Below are 21,464 nucleotides of genomic sequence, written 5' to 3'. Positions count from 1 at the left end.
CCCCGGGCGCCCCTTCGGTTCCGGTGGCCGGTGCGGCACCCTCCGCAGGGTGCCGCACCGGTGGCGGTTCAGGCTGCCGGGGCGAGCACCGCCCCGGCGGCGACCTCGATCCGGACCTGGCGGGTCGTGCCGTTCACACTCACCGCGAGCGTGACGGTGCCGGGCCGCAGTGCGGTGAGCGTTCCGGTGACCGGGTCCAGCGCCGCGACGTGACGACCGCGCACGCCGCCCGGTCCGCCGATGTGGAGATTCGGGGAGCCGGTCCAGTCGGCGCTGAGCGGGAAGGCGACCGGCACGGTCCTCGACCCCTGGGTGACGCGCGCGCCGACCTCCGTACGCTCCCCCGTGCCGATCACGGACGGCGCGTCGAGGGTCAGGGAGTCGACGTGGGCGCGCGTCTGGGCCGAGACCCAGTCGGGTCCGCCCTGCCACGGCCGGTGGCGCGCCGTCGCCCGTTCGGCGGGCGATACGCGGTCGGCGCCGATCAGGCTCCATCCGGTGAAGCCTCCCTCGTCCGCCGGTCCTGCCGGTGCCTTGCCGGAGTTCCCGTTGATCAGATACGGGACGCCGTCGACGTGCGAGGCATGGAAGACGCCCACATGACTGCCGATCAGGGCCGCGCCCTTGCCCGTCGTGCGGCGGAATCCGGCGAGCCACTCTTCGACGAGAGCCGCTTCCTTCCTGTCGCCGAGCTGGCTGCCCTTCTGCACGGTGGGGTCGCGCGGCGGTACGTGCTCGATCAGCATGACGGAGCCGACCGACGGGTCCTTCGCTGCCGCGTCCAGCTGCGCGCGCAGTTCCTTGATCTGGGCGAAGCCGCCGCCGCGCAGGCTGAGGCTCGATGTGTCGAGCGTGATGACACGGGTGCCCTTGTGGTCGAACGTGCGCTGGGCGGGGCCGAATTCGGTGATGAAGTTGTCGATCTTCCCGCCCATCACCTCGTGGTTGCCCGGTACGTAGTACCAGGGCAGCGCGTCGCCGAGTTCCTCCTCGAGGACGCGGCGGGCGAAGGCGAGGTCCGCGGGTGATCCCTCGTCGACGAGGTCGCCGTTGACGACCAGGAAGTCCGGCTGTGCGGCCTTGATCTCCTGCAGGGTGCGACGGGCCTGCCGGACGATCGCGCTGTCCGGGTCGCGGGCGACGAACTGGGCGTCGGACATCACCGCGAACTGCCAGTCCCTGCGTTCGGTGACGGCCGCAGGGTCGATCAACGGGTCCGCAGGGGCTGTCTGTTCGGGCAGCTCGACGGTCGGCGGCACCTGGGCGGACAGGTCGTCGATGACGATCTCTCCAGTGTACTGCCGGGCGGCCGCCGTCTCGGCGAGATAGAAGCGGTATACGGACAGCGGCATCGCCACGCCCTGCGGTACGGCGAAGGTGACCTGGCGCCAGCCCGTCCAGGTGACGTAGGGGCCGCGCAGCAACTGGTCCGAGCCTGCGGCGTCCTTGAGGTGCAGCGTCGGCCAGGCTCCGTTGCCGTCGCCCTTGATCCACAGGGTGAATGACTGGGGCTGGCCGGGTACGGGGACGGGCTGCGGCGGCGCGGCGTAGGCGGCGCGCGTCGCGGTCGACATGGTGAAGTCGTAGGTGAGCCGCAGTCCGGTGCCGGTGTGTCCGTCGGGTGTCGCGGCGAGGGAGCCGGCTGCCCTGGCCTGGCTGAACTTCCAGGACCCGGCGTCGTCGAAGGCCGACACCGCCTGCTCGGTGAGCCCGACACTCACCGCGAGGGTGGTGCGGTTGCCCTGGACGGTGGCCTTGATCTGTCCCGCACCGCTGCCTGTGAGAGACCTGACGGTGAATGAGCCCCGGCCGTCGTCGTCGATGTCGAACAGGGCCCGGTCGTAGTCGAGGGTGACGTCGTCCGGCTCCACGGGTGCGCTGGTGCCGTGGGCGTCGAGACCCACGATGCCGAAGGTGCCGGTGGCCTGCGTGTCCGCCAGGCCGACCCGGACGGTCGTCGGCTGGATCCGGGCCAGTCGGTCAAGGACGGTGAGCTGCGTGGCTCCGTGGGCACCGGCCCGTTCTGCGCGCACGTCGGTCGTGCCGCTGCGGCGGGCGGTGAAGGTGCCGTGGGAGTCGACACTGCCGATGGCCGGGGCGGCGGTGCGCCAGCGCGGAGTGCCTCGGGCGGGCCCGTACGTCTCGTCGAACCCGGCGGCGGTGAGCTGTCGCGTCAGGCCCGGGAAGACGCGCTCGGGGTGGCCGCCCCTGACGGGGTCGGCGCCGGGGGCGGCGCCGACCGGTGTGCGGGTCTCCACCCAGAACCCGTGGAGGCTGCCGCTGCCGTCGGGCGCGGTGAGGGCCAGGCCGTTGGGTACGGTGCGCTCGCTTCCGTCGGACGGGCTGTTCTCCACCTGGAGGGTGTCGCTTCCGGGCTCGCGGGCGACGAGCGTCGACGAGCCGCCGCCGTCCAGGTTGAGCGCGCTGTACGAACCCGCCTGGCGCATCATCAGGCCCAGCTCGGTGAGAGTGACACCGCCGCTGTCGGTCTGGCGGCCGTCGACCGTGACGACCTGCATGGTGCGGCCGTCCTTGGAGAAGCCGACCGCGGTGCGGGGCGCGGCCGTGTTGTTGCCCTCGCCGTCGTGGTTCTGGGCGGCACCGTCGACGACCAGGAGCTCCCTGCCGCCGACGGCGGTCCGCGGCACGGCTCCGCCGTCGGTGCGTGCCCGGTACTCCATGGCGACGGGGTCGCCGGGCTTCAGGGCGGTCAGCAGGGCCGCTCCGGCCTCGCGTCCGACGAGGACGGTGGTGCCGTCGGGCACGGGCCCCGACCCCGGGGTGGCCGACACGGAGACGACCTTGCCGTCCTGTACGGCTGCCTCCGCGACGGGGGACGCGTCGTCGACGGTCAGGGCTCGGTCGGCACTGCCCCAGGCGGAGGTGTAGGCGCCCACTCCCCCGGCGGGTACGTTCGCGGCGTTGTACGCGGCGAGGGGATGCTTTCCGGAGGGAAGCGTCAGGCTTCCCTCGAAGTACAGCTGCAGAACACGCCCCGCGTTCTCCGGACCGATGCCCACAGCGCGGTTGACGCCCGGGGCGGGCGAGTGGACCGGGCTGCCGTCCTTGATTCCGGGACCCTGCGGCGCTCCGGTCTGGTTGATGTCGAAGAAGTCCGCGTTGATCGCGGCCACGGTGCGCCGGCCCTGACCCGGGTCGTGCCCGGCGGCGAGTTCGGATACCGTCCGCCGTTCCGCGACCTTGCCGGCCGAGAGGTAGTCGGCGCGTGCTCCGGCCTCCAGGTCGACCGAGAGGGTGTCGACCCGCAGCCACTTGTCGGATTCGAGACGGTCGTAGGAGCTGAGCCGGATACCGGGGGCGAGCGGCCGGGAGCTCCGGGCGGTCTCGATGCCGTCGCCGTCCACGACGGCTCTCGGCCCGCCGGACGGCCTGCTCGCGGGCGGCGGGGCGACCGGTCTGAGGATCTCGGCGGAGTTGCGGGGGCGCGGATCCGGATGCGAATCGGCGGCTGCGGGGGCCATGGCCCCGACCGTCATCGCGGTCACCGTCGCGAGCAGCACGAGTGGCCGCACTGCGGTGCCGAGTATGCCTTGGCCCACAAGTCCTCCTGGTGCAGAGCTGGTTGCGCCGGCAGTAAGCGCTGTCGGCGGACAGCATGGCCGGGCATGCGGTGCCGCACCAGAGGACAACGAGGACATCAGGAGAAACAGCGGGCGGCGAAGGAATGGCCGTCGGTGCCGGGTGGCTCGGTGCTCGGCCGAACGGGCGGCCGTCGGTGGCCTTGCGGAACTCCGCCCGGCAGACTTGGCGACATGCCGACATCAAGGCGCAGTGCGGGTGTTCTGCTCTACCGGGTCACCGGGGGCGGACGGGACGTCGATGTGCTGATCGGGCACATGGGCGGCCCCTTCTGGGCGGGCCGCGAGGCGGCTTCCTGGTCGATCCCCAAGGGTGAGTACGAGCCCGGGGAGGAGCCGGCCGCAGCCGCCCGGCGGGAGTTCGAGGAGGAGCTGGGGCTGCCGGTCCCGGACGGCGCGTGGGTGTCGCTGGGCGAGGCGCGTCAGTCGAGCGGCAAGACCGTGACCATCTGGGCCGTGGAGGCCGAACTGGACCCCGCGCAGGCGGTTCCGGGGACGTTCACCATGGAGTGGCCGAGAGGGTCCGGTGTGCAACGGGAGTTCCCGGAAATGGACCGGTTCGCCTGGTGCACACCGGACGAGGCCGCAGAACGCCTGGTGGCGGGCCAGCGCGTCTTCGTCGACCGGCTGCGCGATTACGTCCGGGACGGCCGGGCGCCTTCGGAGCCGTAAGCGGCGAAGGCACGGCTCCCGGCGCCGGTCACCGGGCGGCCGGCCCGCAGTTCGAGGCGGTCGCCCGTGAAGCGGCTGCGGAAGCTGCGGTCGTGCGAGACGACGACGACGGCGCCCCGGTACCGGGCGAGTGCCGCCTCCAGTTCCTCGACCAGGCTCAGCGCGATGTGGTTCGTCGGCTCGTCCAGAACCAGCAGATCGGCCGGCCTGGTCACCAGTCGCGCCAGGGCGAGTCTGCGCTGCTGCCCGATGGAGAGTGCGGCGACGGGGACGGTCAGGTCTTCGGGACGGAAGAGGCCGAGCGCCAGCAGGTCCTCGGCGTACTCATCGGCGAACCCCGGCCGGCCCGCGGCGAACGTGGCGAGCAGCGAGCGGCGCGTGGGCCTGACGGGGAGTTCCTGCGGGAGGTAGCCGATCCGTGCCCGTCGCCGGACCGTGCCGGTGTCGGGTGCGAGGTCCCCGGCCAGCACGCGCAGCAGGGTGGACTTGCCCGCACCGTTGGGTCCGGTGATCAGGAGTCTCTGCCCCGGGCCGATGCGCAGCGCGGGCAGGTCCAGGCGGTCGCCGACGACTACGGATTCGAGCTCGGCCAGCGGCTCGGGGCTCCCGTTGCCCCCGGCCTCCCGGTCACCCGCTGTCGCCAGTTCGGCCGTGAAACTCAGTGGCCGGGGAGGCGCGGGCACGGGCGTGCGGCGCAGTGCCTCCAGTCGGGTCCTGGCCGCCCTGACCTGCCCGGACAGCTTGGCTTCGTGCGATCTGCGGTGCTTTCCGAAGCCCTGCCCCGGGTCCTTGCCGGTGCCGGCCAGGCGCTGACCGGCCGCGTTCACCTGCTCCTCGGTCCGGGCCAGTTCGGCCAGCCACTCCTGGTGCTCCTGCGCCCATCGCCGGCGTGCGGCTGCCTTGGCTGTGCGGTAGCCGTCCCACCCGTCCCCGTACCGGGAGACGCCGCGCAGGTCCCGGTCGACCTCCAGGATCACGGTGGTGGTCCGCTCCAGGAACGCCCGGTCGTGGGTGACGGCCACCATGGTGCCGCGGTGGGCGCGGAGGTGGTCCTCCAGCCAGGTGACGGCGGCGACGTCGAGATGGTTGGTGGGTTCGTCGAGCAGGAGGAGTTCCGGAGCCGCGGCGAGTACGCAGGCCAGGGCCAGTCTGGACTGCTCACCGCCGGACAGGGTGCCGAGCCCGCGGTCCCGGCCGAGGTGGCCCAGACCGAGGCCGTGCAGGGCCGCGTCGGTCCGGGCGTCGGCCTGGTACCCGCCGCGTTCCTCGTACGCCGTCAGCAGGTCACCGTACGCACCGAGGTCCGCTTCGGTGGGGTTCCCGTCGGACATCGCCGCTTCGGCCTCGCCGATCAGGCGCTCCAGGGTGCGCAGTTCGGCGAGGGCCGCGTCGATCGCGTCCTGGACGGTGCTGCCGGGGTCGAGCGTGAGGGTCTGGGCGAGGTAGCCGGTGCCGCCGGGGAAGGTGACGGTGATGTCGCCGTTCTCCGGGGCCTCGGCCCCGGCCATCAGACGGAGCAGGGTGGACTTCCCGGAACCGTTCTCGCCGATGACGCCGACCTTCTCGCCGGGACGGACGGTGAGGGACACCTGGTCGAGGACGGATCGGTCTCCATAAGCCTTGGAGACGTCTTTCATGGACAGCTGGGCGCGGTGGCGCTGGGGAGACATGGGTGCTTTCCCTGAGGTGACAGGCCCTCGGCAGCGCACGGTGGAAGCCGCTGCGGGGCAGGGGTGTCGGACGGCGGGAAGGACTGCGCCACGACTGCGTGACCGGGTGGGTCACGCGGCGACGCTCAGCGTCGCGCGGCGGCGTCCGGGCCGGGAATCAGAGAAAGAAGTAGTACGAACCCATGCGGTCCAGTGTAACCACGCTCCGCCGGGTACCGCCGTCGTTTTCGGGCGGGGCGGCGGCCCGGAGGTGTGCGCTGCGGGCCGCCGTCGTCGGTTGCGGGCGTGGCTGTCGGGCCCGAGGACCGTGCCGGGGTCAGGCCAGGCGTACCGGCAGCGCGCCGAACCCGTGGGCGATGAACGACTCCACCTGTCCGGCCGGGACCGTCGGGTCGGCCAGGCGCAGTTCCGGGAAGCGGGCGAAGAGTGCGGGCAGCGCGATCGTCGCCTCGAGCCGGGCCAGCGGCGCGCCGATGCAGTAGTGCACGCCGTGGCCGAAGGAGAGGTGCTCCTTGGCGGTTCCGGCCGGGTGGAAGCGGTCCGCGTCCGCGCCGTGACGTTCCGGGTCGCGCCCCGCGGCTGCGTAGGTCGCGAGGATCGCGTCGCCGCGGGCGATGGTGATCCCGTCGTGGAGCTCGATGTCCTCGACGGCGTACCGCAGCGGCAGGTTCGCGATCGACGGGGCCCAGCGCAGGGTCTCCTCGACGACATCGCTCCAGGCGACCTCTCCGCCGCGTACCCGTGCGAGCTGGTCCGGGTGGGCGAGCAGGGCGTGGACGGCGTTGCCGATGAGGTTGACCGTGGTCTCGTGGCCTGCCCCGATGACCAGGAGCAGTGTGTCGATGAGCTCTGTTTCGGTGAGGCCCGAGCCCTCCTCGTCACGGGCGGCGATCAGAACGCTGGTCAGGTCGTCACCCGGCCGCTCCCGTTTGGCAGTGACAAGGCCTGCCAGCAGGCCGTGGACCTCCTGCCAGGTGGCGAGGGCCTGTTCGGGCGTTGCGGTGGTGTCCATGATCGCGCTGACGAGCCTCGCCGTGTCCTCCCGGTGGTCCTCGGGGAGACCGAACAGCTCGCAGATGACTTCCATCGGCAGGGGGTGCGCGTATGCGGCGCGCAGGTCCAGGGGGCCGTCGCCGGCCGCGGCCATCCGGTCCAGGAGGCGTGCGGATATCTCCTCGATACGGGGGCCGAGGGCGTCGGTGCGACGCTTGGTGAACGCGGGAGAGACGAGTTTGCGCAGCCGTCGGTGGTTGGTGCCGTAGGCGGTGAACATATTCGTCACGCCCACCCAGGAGTTGATCCATGTCTCCCGGAACCGGCCCTCGATCCAGTCCGGCCAGTGCTGGTTCGGATCCTTGGACACCCGGTCGTCCGCGAGGAGTTGCTTGAGGACGTCATGGCCGGTGGGCGCCCAGGCGACGATGCCGCCGGGGAGCTCCACCCGTGCGGCGGAGCCCTGGGGGCGGAGCCGGTCCGCCTCAGCGTGGATGTCGCGGCCTGCGGGGTCGATCACGACGGGCTGGTGTCCCATGGAGAACTCCTGCGTGTGGGGGCGGGATGAGTCGAGCGTAGGGGCGCAGGGGTTCATGATCCAAGCAGTCCGGCGGGATGTGGGGCAAGCCTCAGCGGCGGAGCCGGGACGCATGCGCGCGCACCGGCTCCGCACCTCGTCGATGGAGCGTCAGAAGAGCGGCGGCTGCGCGAACCTGACGAGTTCCAGGGCCTGTTGCGGGAACCAGGCACCCGCCGCCGGGTCCACGGTGCCGCGCTCGGGGTCCTCCGGGCCGTCCGTGCCGCGCAGGCAGAGGCCGTCCGACTCCCCCGGGATCTTGATCCACAGGGCGGCGTCGTGGAGCGGGTCGCCCGTGCGGGTGGTGGGCCGGGCCCCGAGGCCGCGGTCCGGCGGGTTGCACCAGTCCTGCGGGTCGGTGTACTTCCCCGCGGGGGCGGTCCAGGCACCCTGGCCGTTGCGGCTGGAGTCGGTGACGAAGCGCTTCATCCGGGCAGGGTCGGCGTCGACGTTGGCGTCCAGCCACGACTGGGCGTCGGCGCGGGGCCACCACTGGTTGGGGCAGTCTGCGGTGTCCCCGCCGGCCTCCGTGTAGGCGAGGCAGGACGAAATCAGGGTGCCGTACCAGGTGTTGGCATCCTCGGTGTGGTAGTTGGATGCGTTGGTGTAGAAGCCGGTCGCCCGCTCCACACCGCCTGCGATCAGGCGCGGCACGATGCTGTTGACCGAGTGCCAGCCCTGGTGGCCGGTGTCGAGGTAGACCTTGGTCCCGGCCAGCGGTTCGAGTGCGTCGACCGCGTAGTTCACCTCGGTGTAGCGGGCCGCCGTCTTCGTGCCTTCGGCATCGTCCTGCCCGCAGTCGGCGGGCAGCAGGGCGAGCGAGTCCGGTTCCAGGACGACCATCGCCTCGTGCTTGCCGATGCCCCGGGCGACGGCGTCGATCCATGCGGTGTACTCGGCGGTCGTGGAGGCTCCGCCGCCCGAGTAGTTGGCGCAGTCCCGTCCCGGGACGTTGTAGAGGGCGAAGACCGGTACGGACCGCTGCCCGGTCGCTTCGCGGACGACTTTCCGGGCCTCCCGCTCGACGACGGCGGGGGTCTGGTCCCCGTACCAGACGGCGTGCGGTGTACGGGCCATGGCCAGAATGCCTGCGGCATCGCGCAGTTGGCCGTGGCGCAGGAGATCGCGTGCCTGGTCGTAGGCGCCCGGGTTCGCGTCGGGGGTGTAGAGCCGCGTGCCGGGCTCGCCGGTCCGGGTTGTCGCGTCGGATCCCGTACCGCCCGGAGGGCCGGCCGCGGCTGCCGGAACGGTGAGCAGCAGAGCCGCCGCCAGGGCGAGTGGCAGGGCGGTGAGAAGGGGTGCTGCGGGGGTGCGCATGGTGTCCATCCTCGGTCGCGACGAACGTGCGGGAGCGCTCCCACATCCGGTCACGGGAGCGCTCCCATGAGGGTTGCCGAGGGCCATGTATGCGTCAAGGCTGTTGCGCCTGTTACTTCGCGGGAGCCGCTCGCCGGGGCGCCCGTACAGGTCAGTGGTCGCTCAACGCTCCTGTGGCGCTCTGTTCGGCGTCACCGTCGGGCATCTCCCGCAGCCTGCCCGTGTCCTGCGGCCTGCTCAGGACGAGCGCCGCCACGTCGTCGCGGCGCACTCCTCCCGAGAACTTCTCCAGGTCGGCCTGGAGCGCTGCCAGCACCTGCCGGGGGTCACGCCCCGCCCACTCGGCGAGCCGTTCGTCCAGCGGGTAGAAGGACCCCTCGGAGTCGCGGGCCTCGGTCACCCCGTCCGTGAACACCAGGAGCGCCGCGCCGCGAGGGAAGGCGACCCACTCGGCGGCGCGCGCCTCGGTGCTGAGCTCCGCCATCCCGAGGGGGACGGACGTCCTGTGCAGGGCGACCTTCGACACCGATGCGCCGTTCAGCAATCGCGGCGGAAGGTGTCCGCAGTTCACCGTCCGCACCCGGTCGCCCCCGTCGAATCCGAGCAGCAGGGCGGTGACGAAGCGCTCGGTGTCCCCGGTCTCGGCGGAGAACTGGTTGTGCCGGGACACCGCGGCCTCCAGGGCATCGGCCACCCCGGTGAGCTCGGCCTCCCGGACGGCCGCTTCGCGGAAGGCGCCGAGCGCGGCGAAGCCCGCTCCGATCGCGGGCAGGCCCTTGCCCTGGACGTCACCGATGATGACCCGTGTCCCGAAGGGCGACTGCACGATTTCGTAGATGTCGCCGCCGACGAAGCGGTCCTCCTCGATCGGCTCGTAGATCCCGTGCGCCCGGACCTGCTCGGTGACGATGGGCAGCGGCCGGAGGATCTGCCGCTGGAGTGCGACGGCCGCCGAACGCAGCCGGGCGATCTCCTTGGCGTGCCGGATACGGGCGGCGCAGGCGACGACTCCCAGGGCGCTGGCCACCGTGGTGAACGCGATGACGAAGGTGACGTCCCAGAACGCCCCTGCGGACCCGATGAGGGACACGGCCACCACGACCGTGACCCACAGTGCCACACAGATGGTCTGGCGAACCGTGCAGAAGACCGAGGCCAGTGCGGGCAGGACCACCAGGAGCGGAATGATGGGCAGTTCCTCGCCGGTGAGGACGTCGAGGAGGACGACCAGGACGGTCAGAAGCACCAGCCCGCCGGCGAGCGCCCAGTTCCTGACACGGGAGGCACCGGCCGCCGCCTCACCCGGATCCGTCCCGGGCAGCGGCGTCCGGCGCGCCGCTGCCGGCAGCCGGAGCCCCATGACCATGAAAGGCCTCTCGCCGATTTGTCGGTGTCATCCCACTTGTTCCAAACTACCTTTCCCTCGGGCCGGGGTCCTGGCGTCGGTGCGCCGCTCCGGTTCCGCCGGGACCAGCGCCGAGAGGAACGAGGTCCGGCGGCGTAGCCGGAAGCCGAGGGATTCGTAGAGCCGGATGGCGTTGACGTTCGACGCGGCAGCGTGCAGGAAGGGCGTCTCGCCGCGTTCCTCGATGCCGTGGGCGACGGCCCGGACGAGCCGCGTCGCGAGCCCCTCCCCGCGTACGGACTCGTCGGTGCACACACCACTGATCTCGGTCCAGCCGGGCGGGTGAAGCCGCTCGCCCGCCATCGCGACGAGCACCCCGGAGCGGCGGATGCCCAGATAGGTGCCGAGCTCGACCGTGCGCGGCAGGAACGGGCCGGGCCGGGTGCGCGCGACGAGTTCCAGCATCTCCGGCACATCGGCGGGGCCCAGGAGCACCGCCTCCGGGTCCGGTGCGGTGTCCACGCCGTCGTCCACCAGCTGCACGCCCTCGGCCTGGAAGACGATCTCCCAGTCGTCCGGCGGCGGCTCCCGGAAGGCGGTGAGGGTGATGGACGCACCCGGTCCGGCGAGTGCGGCGACATCGGCCCAGTCCTGGGCCTCGGGCCGGTCAGGCAGGGCGAGCCACGGGGTGACGTCGGGCGGGTAGCGCAGGATGCGACCCCGGTGCTCCGCGAAGTGGGCATGGGGTCCGGTCAGCGAGGCGCGGGCCGGATTGTCCAGCGGGTGCGCCGCGTCCTGGGGCGTCGGGGCCTCGGGAGAGCTCATGCCGCCTCCCCGCTCGCGGTGGTGCCGGTCCCTTCGGGTGACGCTGCCCGGATCCGTCCGGCGCCACCGACGGCGGGCATCAGAAGTGGGCTTCCCCTTCCGGGTCCGTCATGGCGATCGCGTACGCAGGCCTTGGGCATTAGCTCCTCGCTCCGGTTGATCTCAGCGGCTGACGACAGCATCGGAAAGCCCATTCGTCATGCACCTATTCCCGGGACGCCCGACTGTTCATGAGCGTGTAATCAAGGCACCGGGCCGCAAGCCCCGCGGTCGATGGCGCGCGAGCCCCGGCGGCGGGTGAAAGCCGCCGGGCCGGATCGCATACCGCTAACGGGATCGTGCCCCCAACGTGCCCTTCGCTGTGGCACTCTGGAGACGGCCGCCCCACCGGGCTCCCCCGTACCGGTGGGGCGGTTCTGTGCTTGCTCCCTCCCGGCGGACCCGCGAGGCGGCTGCCGGGAACGGCTCCTGCGGACGGCTCCTGGGGCGATAGCGACGATTACCGGCCAATAGCGGGCGCGTACGCGGCTCAAATCCGCCTTTCGCGCATGCGGGCCGGGCCTCCGGGCAGGCGCCCAGACCTCATGGCCTACGACCTGAGGAGCGTGACGGCAATGACGGAGCACACCGCGCGGACCGCCGACGTGACGCGAGCACGAGTGACGGACGATCTCCCGTGGATCGAGGACGCCGGGAAGATCGCGCCCAAGGACGCACGCGCCCTGTCGAAGCTCTTCTTCGATCGGCTGCAGGTGCTCGAGGAGGGCACTCCCGAGTACCAGTACGCCCGGAACACGCTCATCGAGATGAACCTGTCCCTCGTCCGCTTCGCCGCGGGCCGCTTCCGCAACCGGGGCAGCGGCGACATGGAGGACATCGTCCAGGTCGGCACCGTGGGCCTGATCAAGGCGATCGACCGCTTCGACCTTTCCCGCGAGGTGGAGTTCACCTCGTTCGCCGTGCCGTACATCGTCGGTGAGATCAAGCGGTTCTTCCGCGACACCAGCTGGTCCGTGCACGTGCCCCGGCGCCTGCAGGAACTGCGGGTGGAGATCGCCAAGGCGAAGGAGACCCTGTCGGCCGGCCTGGACAGGGACCCCACCGTGCACGAACTCGCCGAGCATCTCGGCCTCGACGACGTGGAGATCACCGAGGGCATCGTCGCCGCCAACGGCTACACGGCGGGATCGCTCGACATGCCGACCGACGCGGCGGACTCCGCGGGACACATGACGAGCGGCCGCACCTACGCGGATGTGCTGGGCAGGACCGACCCCGCCATGGAGACGGTGGAGAATCTTCATACGCTCGCGCCACTGCTGGGTGAACTCGACGCCCGTGAGCGCCGCATCATCGACATGCGGTTCGGCCAGGAGATGACGCAGGCTCAGATAGGTGACTGCCTGGGGATCTCCCAGATGCATGTCTCCCGGCTGCTGAGCCGCATTCTGGACAAGCTCCGCACCGGGATGTTCACGCAGGACTGACACCCCGGCCCCGGCCCCGGCAGGCATCCCGTCGGGAGCCCCGCGCGGCCTCCCCACCGCCTTCCGCACCATCCCGGTCCGCCGCACTCCGCGCGACATACGCGGAGTGCGGCGGACCTCTTCCGGCAACGCAACTGCCCTCTGTTGCTGCGGTATTGCAGGTTCGTGGCCATCCCGACGGCACGCTTCCACACCCTCGCGCGGCCCTCTACGGTCCGTAATCAGCCCGTCGCCGCCGCGTCGCCATCCGTGCTCGCGCGCATCCGCCACTGAACCACCGTGCGAGGAATGACATGAGCCAGCCCGTCGACTCCGTCACCGCAGGACACACTCCCGAGGACCACGACCGGCAGGACGCCGGGGCCGCCTGGTCCTTCGAGACCAAGCAGATCCACTCCGGTGCCGTCCCGGATCCCACGACCGGTGCCCGTGCGGTGCCGATCTACCAGTCGACGTCGTTCGTCTTCCGTGACACGCAGCATGCGGCCGACCTCTTCGCGCTGGCCGAGCCCGGCAACATCTACACCCGGATCCACAACCCCACGCAGGACGTCCTGGAGCAGCGGATCGCCGCGCTGGAGGGTGGAGTCGCCGCTGTGGCACTCGCCTCCGGACAGGCCGCGGAGACGCTCGCGCTCCTGACGCTGGCCGGCGCCGGCGACCACATCGTCTCCTCGGCCTCGCTCTACGGCGGTACGTACAACCTGTTCCGGCACACGCTCCCCCGGTTCGGCATCGAGGTGTCGTTCGTCGAGGACCCCGACGACATCGAGGCGTGGCGGTCGGCGATCCGGCCCAACACCAAGGCCCTGTTCGCGGAGACGCTCGGAAATCCGCGCGGCGACGTCCTGGACATCCGGGGCGTGGCGGACGCGGCGCACGGGGCGGGGATTCCGCTCGTCGTCGACAACACCGTTCCGACCCCGTACCTCCTGCGGCCCCTCGAGCACGGGGCGGACGTCGTCATCCACTCCGCGACGAAGTTCCTCGGCGGGCACGGCACCACCATCGGCGGTGTCGTCGTGGACGGCGGCACGTTCGACTTCGGTGCACACGCGGAGCGCTTTCCGGACTTCCACACCCCGGACCCGAGCTACCACGGCCTGCGGTACTGGCCGGACCTGGGGCCCAGCGCCTTCGCCGTGAAGCTGCGGGTCCAGCTGCTGCGCGACCTGGGGCCCGCCCTCTCCCCGCACTCCGCGTTCCTGCTGCTCCAGGGTGTGGAGACGTTGAGCCTGCGCCTGGAGCGGCACACCTCCAACGCGCTGACGCTCGCCCGGTGGCTGGAGGGCCGCGACGAGGTGTCGGCCGTGCACTACGCGGGGCTCGAGTCGAGTCCCTGGTACGGAGCGGGGCAGCGCTACCTGCCGCGCGGTGCCGGAGCCGTGCTCGCCTTCGAGCTGCGGGACGGGGTGGAGGCGGGCAAGCGGTTCGTGGACGCGGTCGAGCTGTTCAGCCACCTCGCCAACATCGGTGACGTACGGAGCCTGATCATCCACCCCGCGTCCACGACGCACAGCCAGCTGACCGAGGAGCAGCTCGCCGCGACGGGCGCCACCGCAGGCCTGGTGCGGCTCTCCGTGGGCCTGGAGAACGTGGACGACCTCAAGGCCGATCTGGAGGCCGGCTTCCGCGCCGCCAAGGCGGCGTCCTGAACCGGGTCGCCACGCCCCCCGCACTCCCTCTCCCGCCGGCCGCCGGAGGCTGGCGGGAGGGGGATCCGTCCGGCCGCCGCTCCTGGGTGGCGCTGGACGGTCCGCTCGGGCTCGAGTCGGGGGCCGAACTGCCGGGCGTACGGCTCGCGTACGAGACCTGGGGCAGGCTCGCACCGGACGGCGCCAACGCGGTGCTGGTCCTGCACGCGCTGACCGGTGACAGTCACGCGGCGGGCCCTCCCGGGCCGGGGCATCCGACCGCGGGCTGGTGGGACGCGCTGATCGGTCCCGGCCGGGCGTTCGACACCGACCGCTGGTTCGTCGTCGCGCCGAACGTTCTGGGCGGCTGTCAGGGCAGCACCGGTCCGTCCTCCCGTGCCCCCGACGGCACCCGCTGGGGCCCCGACTTCCCGTTTCTGACGGTCCGTGACCAGGTGGCGGCCGAGGCCGCGCTCGCCGACGCCCTCGGCATCGGCCGTTGGGCTGCGGTCGTCGGCGGTTCGATGGGGGGCATGCGCGCCCTCGAATGGGCGGTGAGCCGGCCGGACCGTACGGGATCGCTGCTGGTACTCGCCACCCCGGCCGCGGCGTCGGCTGAACAGATCGCCTGGGGCAGCGTGCAGATCGCCGCGATCCGCGCCGACCCGGGCTGGCGGGGCGGCCGGTACCACGACGCCCCGCCCGGCTCGGGTCCGCACCGGGGGCTCGGCCAGGCCAGGCGGATCGCCCATGTCACCTATCGCAGCGAGGCGGAGCTGGGGGCGCGGTTCGGCCGGGAGGCGCAGTCCGGAGAGCTTCCCTCGCAGGGCGGGCGCTACCAGGTGGAGTCGTACCTCGACCACCATGCCGCCAAGCTGGTGCGCCGCTTCGACGCCGGCAGCTATGTGACGCTCACCGAGGCGATGAACGGACACGATGTGGGCCGGGGCCGCGGCGGTGTCGCGCAGGCGCTGCACCGTGCGGGTATGCCCGCACTGGTCGCGGGAATCGAATCGGACCGGCTCTATCCGCCCTCGCAGCAGGCGGAACTGGCGGCGCTGCTGCCCGGTGCGGACCGGCTCCGGATCATCGCATCACCTTACGGACACGACGGATTCCTCATCGAGACCGGCCAGGTGGGCGGCCTCGTGAGGGAGTTGCTGCCCGCTTCGTGACCTCGTCCTGCCCCTCCCCAACCCCTGGAGCGTCCATGAGTTCCGTAGAGCCGTCCGAAGCCGCGTACGACCGGATGAGACTGCGTCAGTGGTTCCGCGGCGGCGCCAGATCGGCGGGGATCGACCGCCGCGACCTCCTGAAACTGGTCGCGGCGGCGTCGGCTGCCGTCCCGCTGATTCCGGCCGCCGCCTCGCCGGCCCACGCGGCGGGAACCCTGGCGGGGGTGTTGAAGCCACTGCCGCCGGAGCTGTTCACCGTGCGCGGCACCAACGCGGAGACGAACTTCGCCGCGCTGCGCGACACCGGGCTGCTCACCCCCGTCGACCGCTTCTTCGTCCGCAACCACACCGCGACGCCCCGCATCGAGGCGTCGGACTGGAAGCTGACGGTCTGGGGCAGCGGGCTGACGGGCGGGCCGGTGGACTTCTCGTACGCGGCGTTGCGCGCCCTGCCGTCCGTGACCCGCACCGCGTTCGTCGAGTGCGCGGGCAATGGCCGCAGCTTCTTCACCTCGCAACAGAACCAGCAGGTCAGCGGTACCGCCTGGACCCTCGGCGCGATCGGCACGGCACGCTGGCGCGGGGTGCGGCTCGCCGATGTGCTGCGGCTGGCCGGAATCGGCAGGGACGCGGTGGATGTGCTGCCGCGTGGACTGGACGCGGAGGTCGTCAGCGACGGGACGAATCTGGGCCGGGTGCGCAGGCCTCTGCCGGTGTCGAAGGCTCTGGACGACGTCCTCCTCGCCTACGAGATGAACGGCGAGCCGCTGCCGCCCGACCACGGCCATCCGGTCCGGTTGATCGTCCCGTCCTGGGTCGGCATCGCGAACATCAAGTGGGTCGGGGACATCGAGGTGAGCGCGGAGCCGCTGCTGACTCCGTGGAACACGGGCCTGTACCGGCTGTTCGGACCCGGGTACCCGCCGGAGGGCAGCGATCCGCTGACCCGCCAGACGCTCAAGAGCGCCTTCGAACTGGCGCCCGGTGCCACTTTCGCCGCCCACCGCAGGCACCTGCTCACGGGCCGGTCCTGGTCGGGCGGCGCACCGGTGCGTCTCGTCGAGGTCAGCACCGACGGCGGCACCCGGTGGCGGCCCGCCCGGCTGCGCGACGAGCCCAGGAGCGGCAGCTGGGTCCGCTGGACGGCCGACTGGGTTCCGAAGGAGGCCGGCCCCGCCGTGCTGCTCGCCCGGGCGACGGACCGGTCGGGCCGCACCCAGCCGGCGACGGCGGCCCACAACACGCAGGGCTACCTCTTCGACGCGGTGGTGCGGCACCCGGTGACGGTCGCCTGACACCACCGCTATGCGGAGCCGCCCGCGTAGTACGTGGCGATCATGTCCTCGGCGCCGTGTCCTGCCGCCTCCGCACGGGTGAACCGCTCAGCGGAGGCGGCGACCAGATCCAGCGTCACCCCGGACGCCTCGGCCGCGTCGAGGATCAGCCGGGTGTCCTTGAGCGCCGTGGAGAGCGCGAAGCTCGGGGTGAGGTCGCCGGACAGCACCGCGGCGGCCTTGCCCTGCAGGTACGGGGTGTCCAGTGGGCCGCCCTTCACCGCGTCCAGGAACAACTGCGGGTCGATCCCGAGCCCTTCGGCGAGATTGAGGCATTCGGCCACGCTGTTGACCAGGTTGATCACCCAGGTGTTGGCGACCAGCTTGAGCCGGGTGGCCGCTCCCGGGTCCTCCCCGACCCACACGGTGCGCTGCCCGATCGCTTCCAGGACCGGCAGCGCCGTCGCGCGGGCGGTGGAGGGGCCGGAGACGAACACCGTGAGGGTGCCCTGCTCGGCCGGCTGCCGGGTGCCGGAGACCGGGGCGTCCAGGTAGACGAGTCCGAGGCCGGCGGCCCGGTGGACGAGGTCGGTGGTGGCGTCCAGTCCGACGGTGGAACTCTGCAGCCAGACCTGTCCGGGGCGGAGTCCGGGGGCCGCGGCGGTGAGGGTCGCGGCCACGGACGGGCCGTCGTTCAGCGCGGTGAGGACGACATCGGCGCCGCGCACCGCTTCCTCCGCGGTGTCCGTCACGGTGGCGCCGTGCGCGGCAAGGGGCGCGGCCTTGGCCTGCGTTCGGTTCCAGGCCCGGACCGGAAGTCCGGCCCTGAGCATGCTGCGCGCCATCCCGGATCCCATGATCCCGGTGCCGAGGACCGCGACGGTCGGCCTGCCGGTGGCCGATCCCGTGGGGGCGGCGGTGGTCATGGGGGATTCCCTTCCTCGGTGTGCCCCGCACCGGTACGGCGGGGCGACGGGACTCAAGCCTGCCGCAGCGCGCCGTCGAGTACGGCGCGGTGTACGGCCCGGGCGAGTCGTGATCCCCAGCGTGAGCGCGGTCCGGCGAAGGGTTCCCCGGACTGCGCCCCGGGGTCGGGAGCGGCGATGCACACGGCGTCCGTGGGCGTACCCGAGCAGTCGAGTCCGGCGTCCACGAGGGCTTGGACCTTGGCCTCGGTGGCTGTTGCCACCGCGTTGACCAGGGCGGCGTCGGAGAGGGCCACGGGGACGGTGACGACGATGTTGACCGTGCCCGGTGGCAGCGGGCCGTCGGTGCCGCCGGCCGGGTCCGCGGCCCATCCCCGTACCCCGAGACCGCTGGTGACGGTGGCCGTGACGCCCCCGTCGGCCGCGACGGTGTACGCGGTGACGTCCGCGGCCGTCATCAGACCGGCCCCGGGGCCGCCGAGGTCCTCGGCCGCGGCGATCTCGGCGAGGTGCCGGTCCGGGTCCAGCCGCGGGTATCCGCCCGGTACCTGCGCATTGAGAATCCAGGCCCGCGGCCCGATGCCGCCGCCCAGGACGGCGCTGCTGCACACCCGCCAGCCGGGTCCCAGCCGCCAGACCAGGTGGTGGAGGCGGAGGCCTTCCTCCTGCCTGGCCAGCAGTTCCCCGCGCTGTCCGGGGATGCGGGTACGTACGGAATCGATGGCGCACCCCCGGGGACGGGCCGCCCGACGGTCGGCGACGGCGCGTCGATCATACGTGCGGGGCGGGTCCGCATCCCCGGTGCACCCATGAGGGTGCTCACCCGAATGGCGTAACGGGTGGAAGAGGCCGATACAGGCATTGCGCGGGGCCACCGCCCACCCCGGGTCCTCCGGGCCGCCCGCTGCCCGGGCCGGGAGGTTGCAGCGACCAACCGGGTGAGGCGCGATGGAAGCCGGACGCGCCTTCCCTGCTGGACCCACCCACAGGGCGTGCCCGGGCGAGGAGGAATCGGCCATGGGAGCCGCTGACGGTTTCACGGATTCCGGAGAACTCGACGGTCTGACCGTCTACGACAGTGACGGCGAAAAGGTCGGCAGTGTAGGACGGGTGTACGTCGACGACGACACCGGCAAGCCCGACTGGATCACGGTCAAGACCGGCATGTTCGGCATGAAGGAGAGCTTCGTACCGCTCGCCGGAGCCCGTCGCGTGGGCTCCGACCTGCACGTCTCGCACGCGAAGGACCGCGTCAAGGACGCCCCCAGGGTGGACGCCGACGCGCATCTCTCCGTGGCCGAGGAGGAAGAGCTCTACCGGCACTACGGCATGACCAGGAAGACCACCGCAGGTGCGGGCGGCGACGCGCGCACCACGTCCGGCACCGGAACGGCAGCCATGGGCGCCGCCGGAGCCGCAGGAGCGGCCGGAGCCGCGGGAACGGCCCGCCCCAAGACGACCGGCAAGGCGACAGCGGTCGGCACCACGGGCGCAGCCACCTCGGGCGCAGGCATGGGCAGGCACCGTGACACGGAGGCGTCCTCCACGTCGCGCCCGCTCGCCGGAGCCGGAGCCGAACGGTCCGCCGCGGGCGCCGGGGGACGGGAGGAGATGGTCCGTTCCGAGGAACAGCTCCTCGTCGGTACGGAGGAGTACGAGAGCGGGAAGGCGCATCTGCACAAGTACGTCGTGACCGAGAACGTCACCCGGACCGTACCCGTGTCCCACGAGGAAGTACGCGTGGTGCGCGAACCCATGCGGTCGGGCGAGAAGTCGACCGGGACGACGAGCATCGGCGAAGAGGACGTCGAAGTCACCCTGCACGCCGAACGCGCCACCGTCCGCAAGGAGGCCGTCCCGGTGGAGCGCGTCCGCCTCGAAACCAACAAGGTCACCGAACAGAAGGAAGTCTCCGCCGAACTCCGCAAGGAGAAGATCGACTACGCGGACGGCAAGGACATGGGCAGCGGCAAGGACACGGGCGGCGAGTTCGGCCAGGGACGCCGCCGCTGACCCCCTCACTCAGCGGCGACAGGCCGCGCGACAAGCAGCGAGGGGCGGACCCGGACGACGCGGGCCCGCCCCTTCGCCGTCGGTCACCCGGAGACCGGGCCGCCCGCGGCGGCCCCCGGCAGGAAGCGCACCGACGGCCTGCCGTCCGGCCCGTCGGGCGTCACCACCGCCCGTACCCGGTAGACGTCCGCGACGAGTTCCCCGGTGATCACCTCCGCGGGCGTTCCGCAGGCCACCACCCGTCCCTCCTTCAGCACGGTGACGCGGTCGCAGAACATCGCGGCCAGGTTGAGGTCGTGCAGCGCCACCACAGCGGTGACGGGCAGTGCGGAGACGAGGGCCAGCAGCTCCAGTTGGTGCTGGATGTCGAGATGGTTCGTCGGCTCGTCCAGGAGGAGTTCACGAGGCCGCTGCGCGAGTGCACGGGCGATCTGGACGCGCTGGCGCTCACCGCCGGACAGGGTGTGCCAGGACTGCTCGGTGCGGTCGGCCAGGCCTGTACGCTCCAGCGCCTCACGCACGGCGTCCTCGTCCTCGCGGCCGGGCGCCGTCCAGGCACGGCGGTGCGGGATGCGGCCGAGGCGGACGACGTCCAGGACACTCAACTCGACCTGGGTCGTTGCGTGCTGGTCGACCACGGCGACGCGTCGGGCGACGGTGCGGCGGCCGGTCTCCGCGAGGGTACGGCCGTCGAGGGTCACCGCGCCCGCGCCCGGGCCGAGGACGCCGGCCATGATGCGGAGCAGTGTGGACTTGCCGGATCCGTTGGGCCCCAGGAGTCCGACCGTGGCACCGGGCGGCGGCGCGATGTCCACTCCGTCGAGGACGATCCGCCCGCCCGCTTCCCGCGTCACGCGCTCGGCCCGCAGGCCCTCGGTCGCGGCGGCGGTCATGTGGCCCTCCGGGTGCGGTACAGGACCAGCACGAAGGCGGGCACACCGATGAGGGCGGTGACCACTCCGACCGGTACCTCCTGCGGGTCTAGGACGGTGCGGGCCAGGGTGTCGACCCAGACCAGGAACACCGCCCCGGCGAGCGCGGTGACCGGCAGGAGACGCCGGTGCCCCGAGCCGGTCAGGGCGCGGGCCGCGTGCGGCAGGACGAGGCCGACGAAGCCGATGGCGCCCGCCGAGCTGACGAGCGCCGCGGTCAACAGCGCAGTGGTGCAGAGCAGCACGATTCTGGTGCGGGCGACATGGACGCCGAGGGTGGCCGCCGCGTCCTGGCCGAAGGCGAAGGCGTCGAGCGTACGGGCGTGTCCGAGGCAGATCAGCAGTGCCACGGCGAGCACTGCCGCGCACATCCACACATCGGTCCAGCCGACCCCGCTCAGGGAGCCGAGCAGCCAGAACAGCACACCGCGGGTCTGCTCGGCGTCGGCGGCGGTCATCACGACGAAGGAGGTGAGCGCGGAGAAGAGCTGCATCGCCGCCACACCGGAGAGGACGACCCGGTCGGTCGTCCCGCCGAGCGTGTGGCTGAGCAGCAGAACGAGGGCGAACGAGCAGAGGGCGCCGATGAAGGCACCGGCCGAGATCGACACCGCTCCCCCCACCCGCTCCGAGGATGACGACCACGACCGCTCCGGTGGACGCCCCCGAGGAGACACCGAGGACGAACGGGTCGGCGAGCGGGTTGCGCAGCAGTGACTGCATGACGGTGCCGCACACCGCGAGTCCGGCTCCGCACACCGCGGCGAGCAGGGTGCGGGGCATGCGCAGGTTCCAGATGATCCCGTCCCGGATCGGGCTGAGCCGCGAGTCCCCGGGGCCGAGATGGGCCGCCACCGCGGACCAGACGTCCGGGACCGAGATCCGGGCGGGCCCGATGGTGACGGCGACCGCGACGGACAGGAGCAGGAGCGCCGTCCCGCAGCTCCACAGGAGGCCGTCGCGCAGGACACGGACACCGGCCGGGCGTGACACCGGTGCCTCCGGTGCGCGTACGCCGGCGGCCT

At 72.2% G+C, this 21,464-nt stretch carries 15 protein-coding genes and 1 pseudogene; 6 read left to right on the top strand and 10 right to left on the bottom strand.

Annotation, left to right across the window (positions count from 1 at the left end):
- Positions 1–68 precede the first annotated feature (68 nt).
- Positions 69–3,497 (bottom strand): phosphodiester glycosidase family protein, encoded by a 3,429-nt coding sequence (locus ACFQ6X_RS22625; protein ID WP_383184213.1) that lies wholly within the window; start codon positions 3,495–3,497, stop codon positions 69–71.
- Positions 3,498–3,773: 276 nt separating this feature from the next.
- Between ACFQ6X_RS22625 and ACFQ6X_RS22620 the strand changes: the two genes are divergently transcribed.
- Positions 3,774–4,271 carry an NUDIX domain-containing protein gene (locus tag ACFQ6X_RS22620; protein WP_383184078.1) on the top strand — a complete coding sequence of 166 codons (498 nt, stop codon included), beginning with the start codon at positions 3,774–3,776 and terminating at the stop codon, positions 4,269–4,271.
- Here the strand turns inward: ACFQ6X_RS22620 and abc-f are convergent.
- From abc-f to ACFQ6X_RS22595, 5 genes are all read right to left on the bottom strand, one after another.
- Positions 4,235–5,941 (bottom strand): ribosomal protection-like ABC-F family protein, encoded by a 1,707-nt coding sequence (abc-f, locus tag ACFQ6X_RS22615; protein WP_383184076.1) that lies wholly within the window; start codon positions 5,939–5,941, stop codon positions 4,235–4,237. The genes ACFQ6X_RS22620 and abc-f overlap by 37 nt on opposite strands.
- Before the next feature lie 316 nt (positions 5,942–6,257).
- Positions 6,258–7,472 (bottom strand): cytochrome P450, encoded by a 1,215-nt coding sequence (locus ACFQ6X_RS22610; RefSeq protein WP_383184074.1) that lies wholly within the window; start codon positions 7,470–7,472, stop codon positions 6,258–6,260.
- A 150-nt stretch (positions 7,473–7,622) separates the two neighbouring features.
- Complete coding sequence (locus tag ACFQ6X_RS22605; RefSeq protein ID WP_383184072.1) at positions 7,623–8,828, bottom strand: glycoside hydrolase family 6 protein; 1,206 nt, start codon at positions 8,826–8,828, stop codon at positions 7,623–7,625.
- Between the two features lie 151 nt (positions 8,829–8,979).
- Positions 8,980–10,194, bottom strand: coding sequence for a PP2C family protein-serine/threonine phosphatase (locus ACFQ6X_RS22600; RefSeq protein WP_383184070.1), 1,215 nt, complete (start codon positions 10,192–10,194; stop codon positions 8,980–8,982).
- 27 nt (positions 10,195–10,221) lie between these two features.
- On the bottom strand, positions 10,222–10,998 hold the full coding sequence (locus ACFQ6X_RS22595) for a GNAT family N-acetyltransferase (RefSeq protein WP_383184068.1): 777 nt from the start codon (positions 10,996–10,998) through the stop codon (positions 10,222–10,224).
- 614 nt (positions 10,999–11,612) lie between these two features.
- Between ACFQ6X_RS22595 and ACFQ6X_RS22590 the strand changes: the two genes are divergently transcribed.
- The 4 genes from ACFQ6X_RS22590 to ACFQ6X_RS22575 all read left to right on the top strand — a co-directional run bounded on the left by ACFQ6X_RS22590 (position 11,613) and on the right by ACFQ6X_RS22575 (position 16,589).
- Positions 11,613–12,485 carry an RNA polymerase sigma factor SigF gene (locus tag ACFQ6X_RS22590; RefSeq protein ID WP_383184066.1) on the top strand — a complete coding sequence of 291 codons (873 nt, stop codon included), beginning with the start codon at positions 11,613–11,615 and terminating at the stop codon, positions 12,483–12,485.
- 293 nt (positions 12,486–12,778) lie between these two features.
- Positions 12,779–14,140, top strand: coding sequence for a bifunctional o-acetylhomoserine/o-acetylserine sulfhydrylase (locus ACFQ6X_RS22585; RefSeq protein ID WP_383184064.1), 1,362 nt, complete (start codon positions 12,779–12,781; stop codon positions 14,138–14,140).
- Positions 14,137–15,294, top strand: a complete 1,158-nt coding sequence (locus ACFQ6X_RS22580) for a homoserine O-acetyltransferase (RefSeq protein WP_383184211.1) — start codon at positions 14,137–14,139, stop codon at positions 15,292–15,294. The genes ACFQ6X_RS22585 and ACFQ6X_RS22580 overlap by 4 nt, the downstream gene beginning before the upstream one ends.
- Before the next feature lie 35 nt (positions 15,295–15,329).
- Positions 15,330–16,589 (top strand): sulfite oxidase, encoded by a 1,260-nt coding sequence (locus ACFQ6X_RS22575; RefSeq protein ID WP_383184062.1) that lies wholly within the window; start codon positions 15,330–15,332, stop codon positions 16,587–16,589.
- Positions 16,590–16,597: 8 nt separating this feature from the next.
- On the opposite strand, the gene ACFQ6X_RS22570 is transcribed toward ACFQ6X_RS22575, so the two are convergent.
- Together ACFQ6X_RS22570 and ACFQ6X_RS22565 are read right to left on the bottom strand one after the other, a co-directional pair.
- A complete protein-coding gene (locus tag ACFQ6X_RS22570) occupies positions 16,598–17,494 on the bottom strand; it encodes an NAD(P)-dependent oxidoreductase (RefSeq protein WP_383184060.1) in 897 nt (298 codons plus the stop codon).
- Positions 17,495–17,547: 53 nt separating this feature from the next.
- Positions 17,548–18,171: an adenosylcobinamide amidohydrolase gene (locus ACFQ6X_RS22565; protein ID WP_383184209.1), complete on the bottom strand. Its 624-nt coding sequence runs from the start codon at positions 18,169–18,171 to the stop codon at positions 17,548–17,550.
- A 340-nt stretch (positions 18,172–18,511) separates the two neighbouring features.
- On the opposite strand from ACFQ6X_RS22565, the gene ACFQ6X_RS22560 reads away from it, so the two are divergent.
- The gene (locus tag ACFQ6X_RS22560; protein ID WP_383184058.1) at positions 18,512–19,507 is read left to right on the top strand and encodes a PRC and DUF2382 domain-containing protein; all 996 of its coding nucleotides are present in this window, start codon (positions 18,512–18,514) and stop codon (positions 19,505–19,507) included.
- Between the two features lie 83 nt (positions 19,508–19,590).
- Here the strand turns inward: ACFQ6X_RS22560 and ACFQ6X_RS22555 are convergent, their stop codons facing one another.
- Together ACFQ6X_RS22555 and ACFQ6X_RS22550 are read right to left on the bottom strand one after the other, a co-directional pair.
- Positions 19,591–20,400 (bottom strand): ABC transporter ATP-binding protein, encoded by an 810-nt coding sequence (locus ACFQ6X_RS22555; RefSeq protein ID WP_383184053.1) that lies wholly within the window; start codon positions 20,398–20,400, stop codon positions 19,591–19,593.
- A pseudogene (locus tag ACFQ6X_RS22550) lies at positions 20,397–21,432 on the bottom strand (FecCD family ABC transporter permease). The gene ACFQ6X_RS22555 and the pseudogene ACFQ6X_RS22550 overlap by 4 nt, the downstream one beginning before the upstream one ends.
- Positions 21,433–21,464: the final 32 nt, after the last annotated feature.

The sequence above is a fragment of the Streptomyces sp. NPDC056452 genome (assembly GCF_042796085.1).
GTDB lineage: Bacteria > Actinomycetota > Actinomycetes > Streptomycetales > Streptomycetaceae > Streptomyces.
The sequence above is the reverse complement of the archived record's forward strand: the minus strand, read 5'-3'. Positions and strand labels throughout refer to the sequence as shown.

Bases quoted from the DNA above. Each gene is read 5' to 3' on its own strand.
- ACFQ6X_RS22625 (WP_383184213.1), bottom strand. From the start codon at position 3,497: ATGACGGTCGGGGCCATGGCCCCCGCAGCCGCCGATTCGCATCCGGAT.
- ACFQ6X_RS22620 (WP_383184078.1), top strand. From the start codon at position 3,774: ATGCCGACATCAAGGCGCAGTGCGGGTGTTCTGCTCTACCGGGTCACC.
- abc-f (WP_383184076.1), bottom strand. From the start codon at position 5,941: ATGTCTCCCCAGCGCCACCGCGCCCAGCTGTCCATGAAAGACGTCTCC.
- ACFQ6X_RS22610 (WP_383184074.1), bottom strand. From the start codon at position 7,472: ATGGGACACCAGCCCGTCGTGATCGACCCCGCAGGCCGCGACATCCAC.
- ACFQ6X_RS22605 (WP_383184072.1), bottom strand. From the start codon at position 8,828: ATGCGCACCCCCGCAGCACCCCTTCTCACCGCCCTGCCACTCGCCCTG.
- ACFQ6X_RS22600 (WP_383184070.1), bottom strand. From the start codon at position 10,194: ATGGTCATGGGGCTCCGGCTGCCGGCAGCGGCGCGCCGGACGCCGCTG.
- ACFQ6X_RS22595 (WP_383184068.1), bottom strand. From the start codon at position 10,998: ATGAGCTCTCCCGAGGCCCCGACGCCCCAGGACGCGGCGCACCCGCTG.
- ACFQ6X_RS22590 (WP_383184066.1), top strand. From the start codon at position 11,613: ATGACGGAGCACACCGCGCGGACCGCCGACGTGACGCGAGCACGAGTG.
- ACFQ6X_RS22585 (WP_383184064.1), top strand. From the start codon at position 12,779: ATGAGCCAGCCCGTCGACTCCGTCACCGCAGGACACACTCCCGAGGAC.
- ACFQ6X_RS22575 (WP_383184062.1), top strand. From the start codon at position 15,330: ATGAGTTCCGTAGAGCCGTCCGAAGCCGCGTACGACCGGATGAGACTG.
- ACFQ6X_RS22570 (WP_383184060.1), bottom strand. From the start codon at position 17,494: ATGACCACCGCCGCCCCCACGGGATCGGCCACCGGCAGGCCGACCGTC.
- ACFQ6X_RS22560 (WP_383184058.1), top strand. From the start codon at position 18,512: ATGGGAGCCGCTGACGGTTTCACGGATTCCGGAGAACTCGACGGTCTG.
- ACFQ6X_RS22555 (WP_383184053.1), bottom strand. From the start codon at position 20,400: ATGACCGCCGCCGCGACCGAGGGCCTGCGGGCCGAGCGCGTGACGCGG.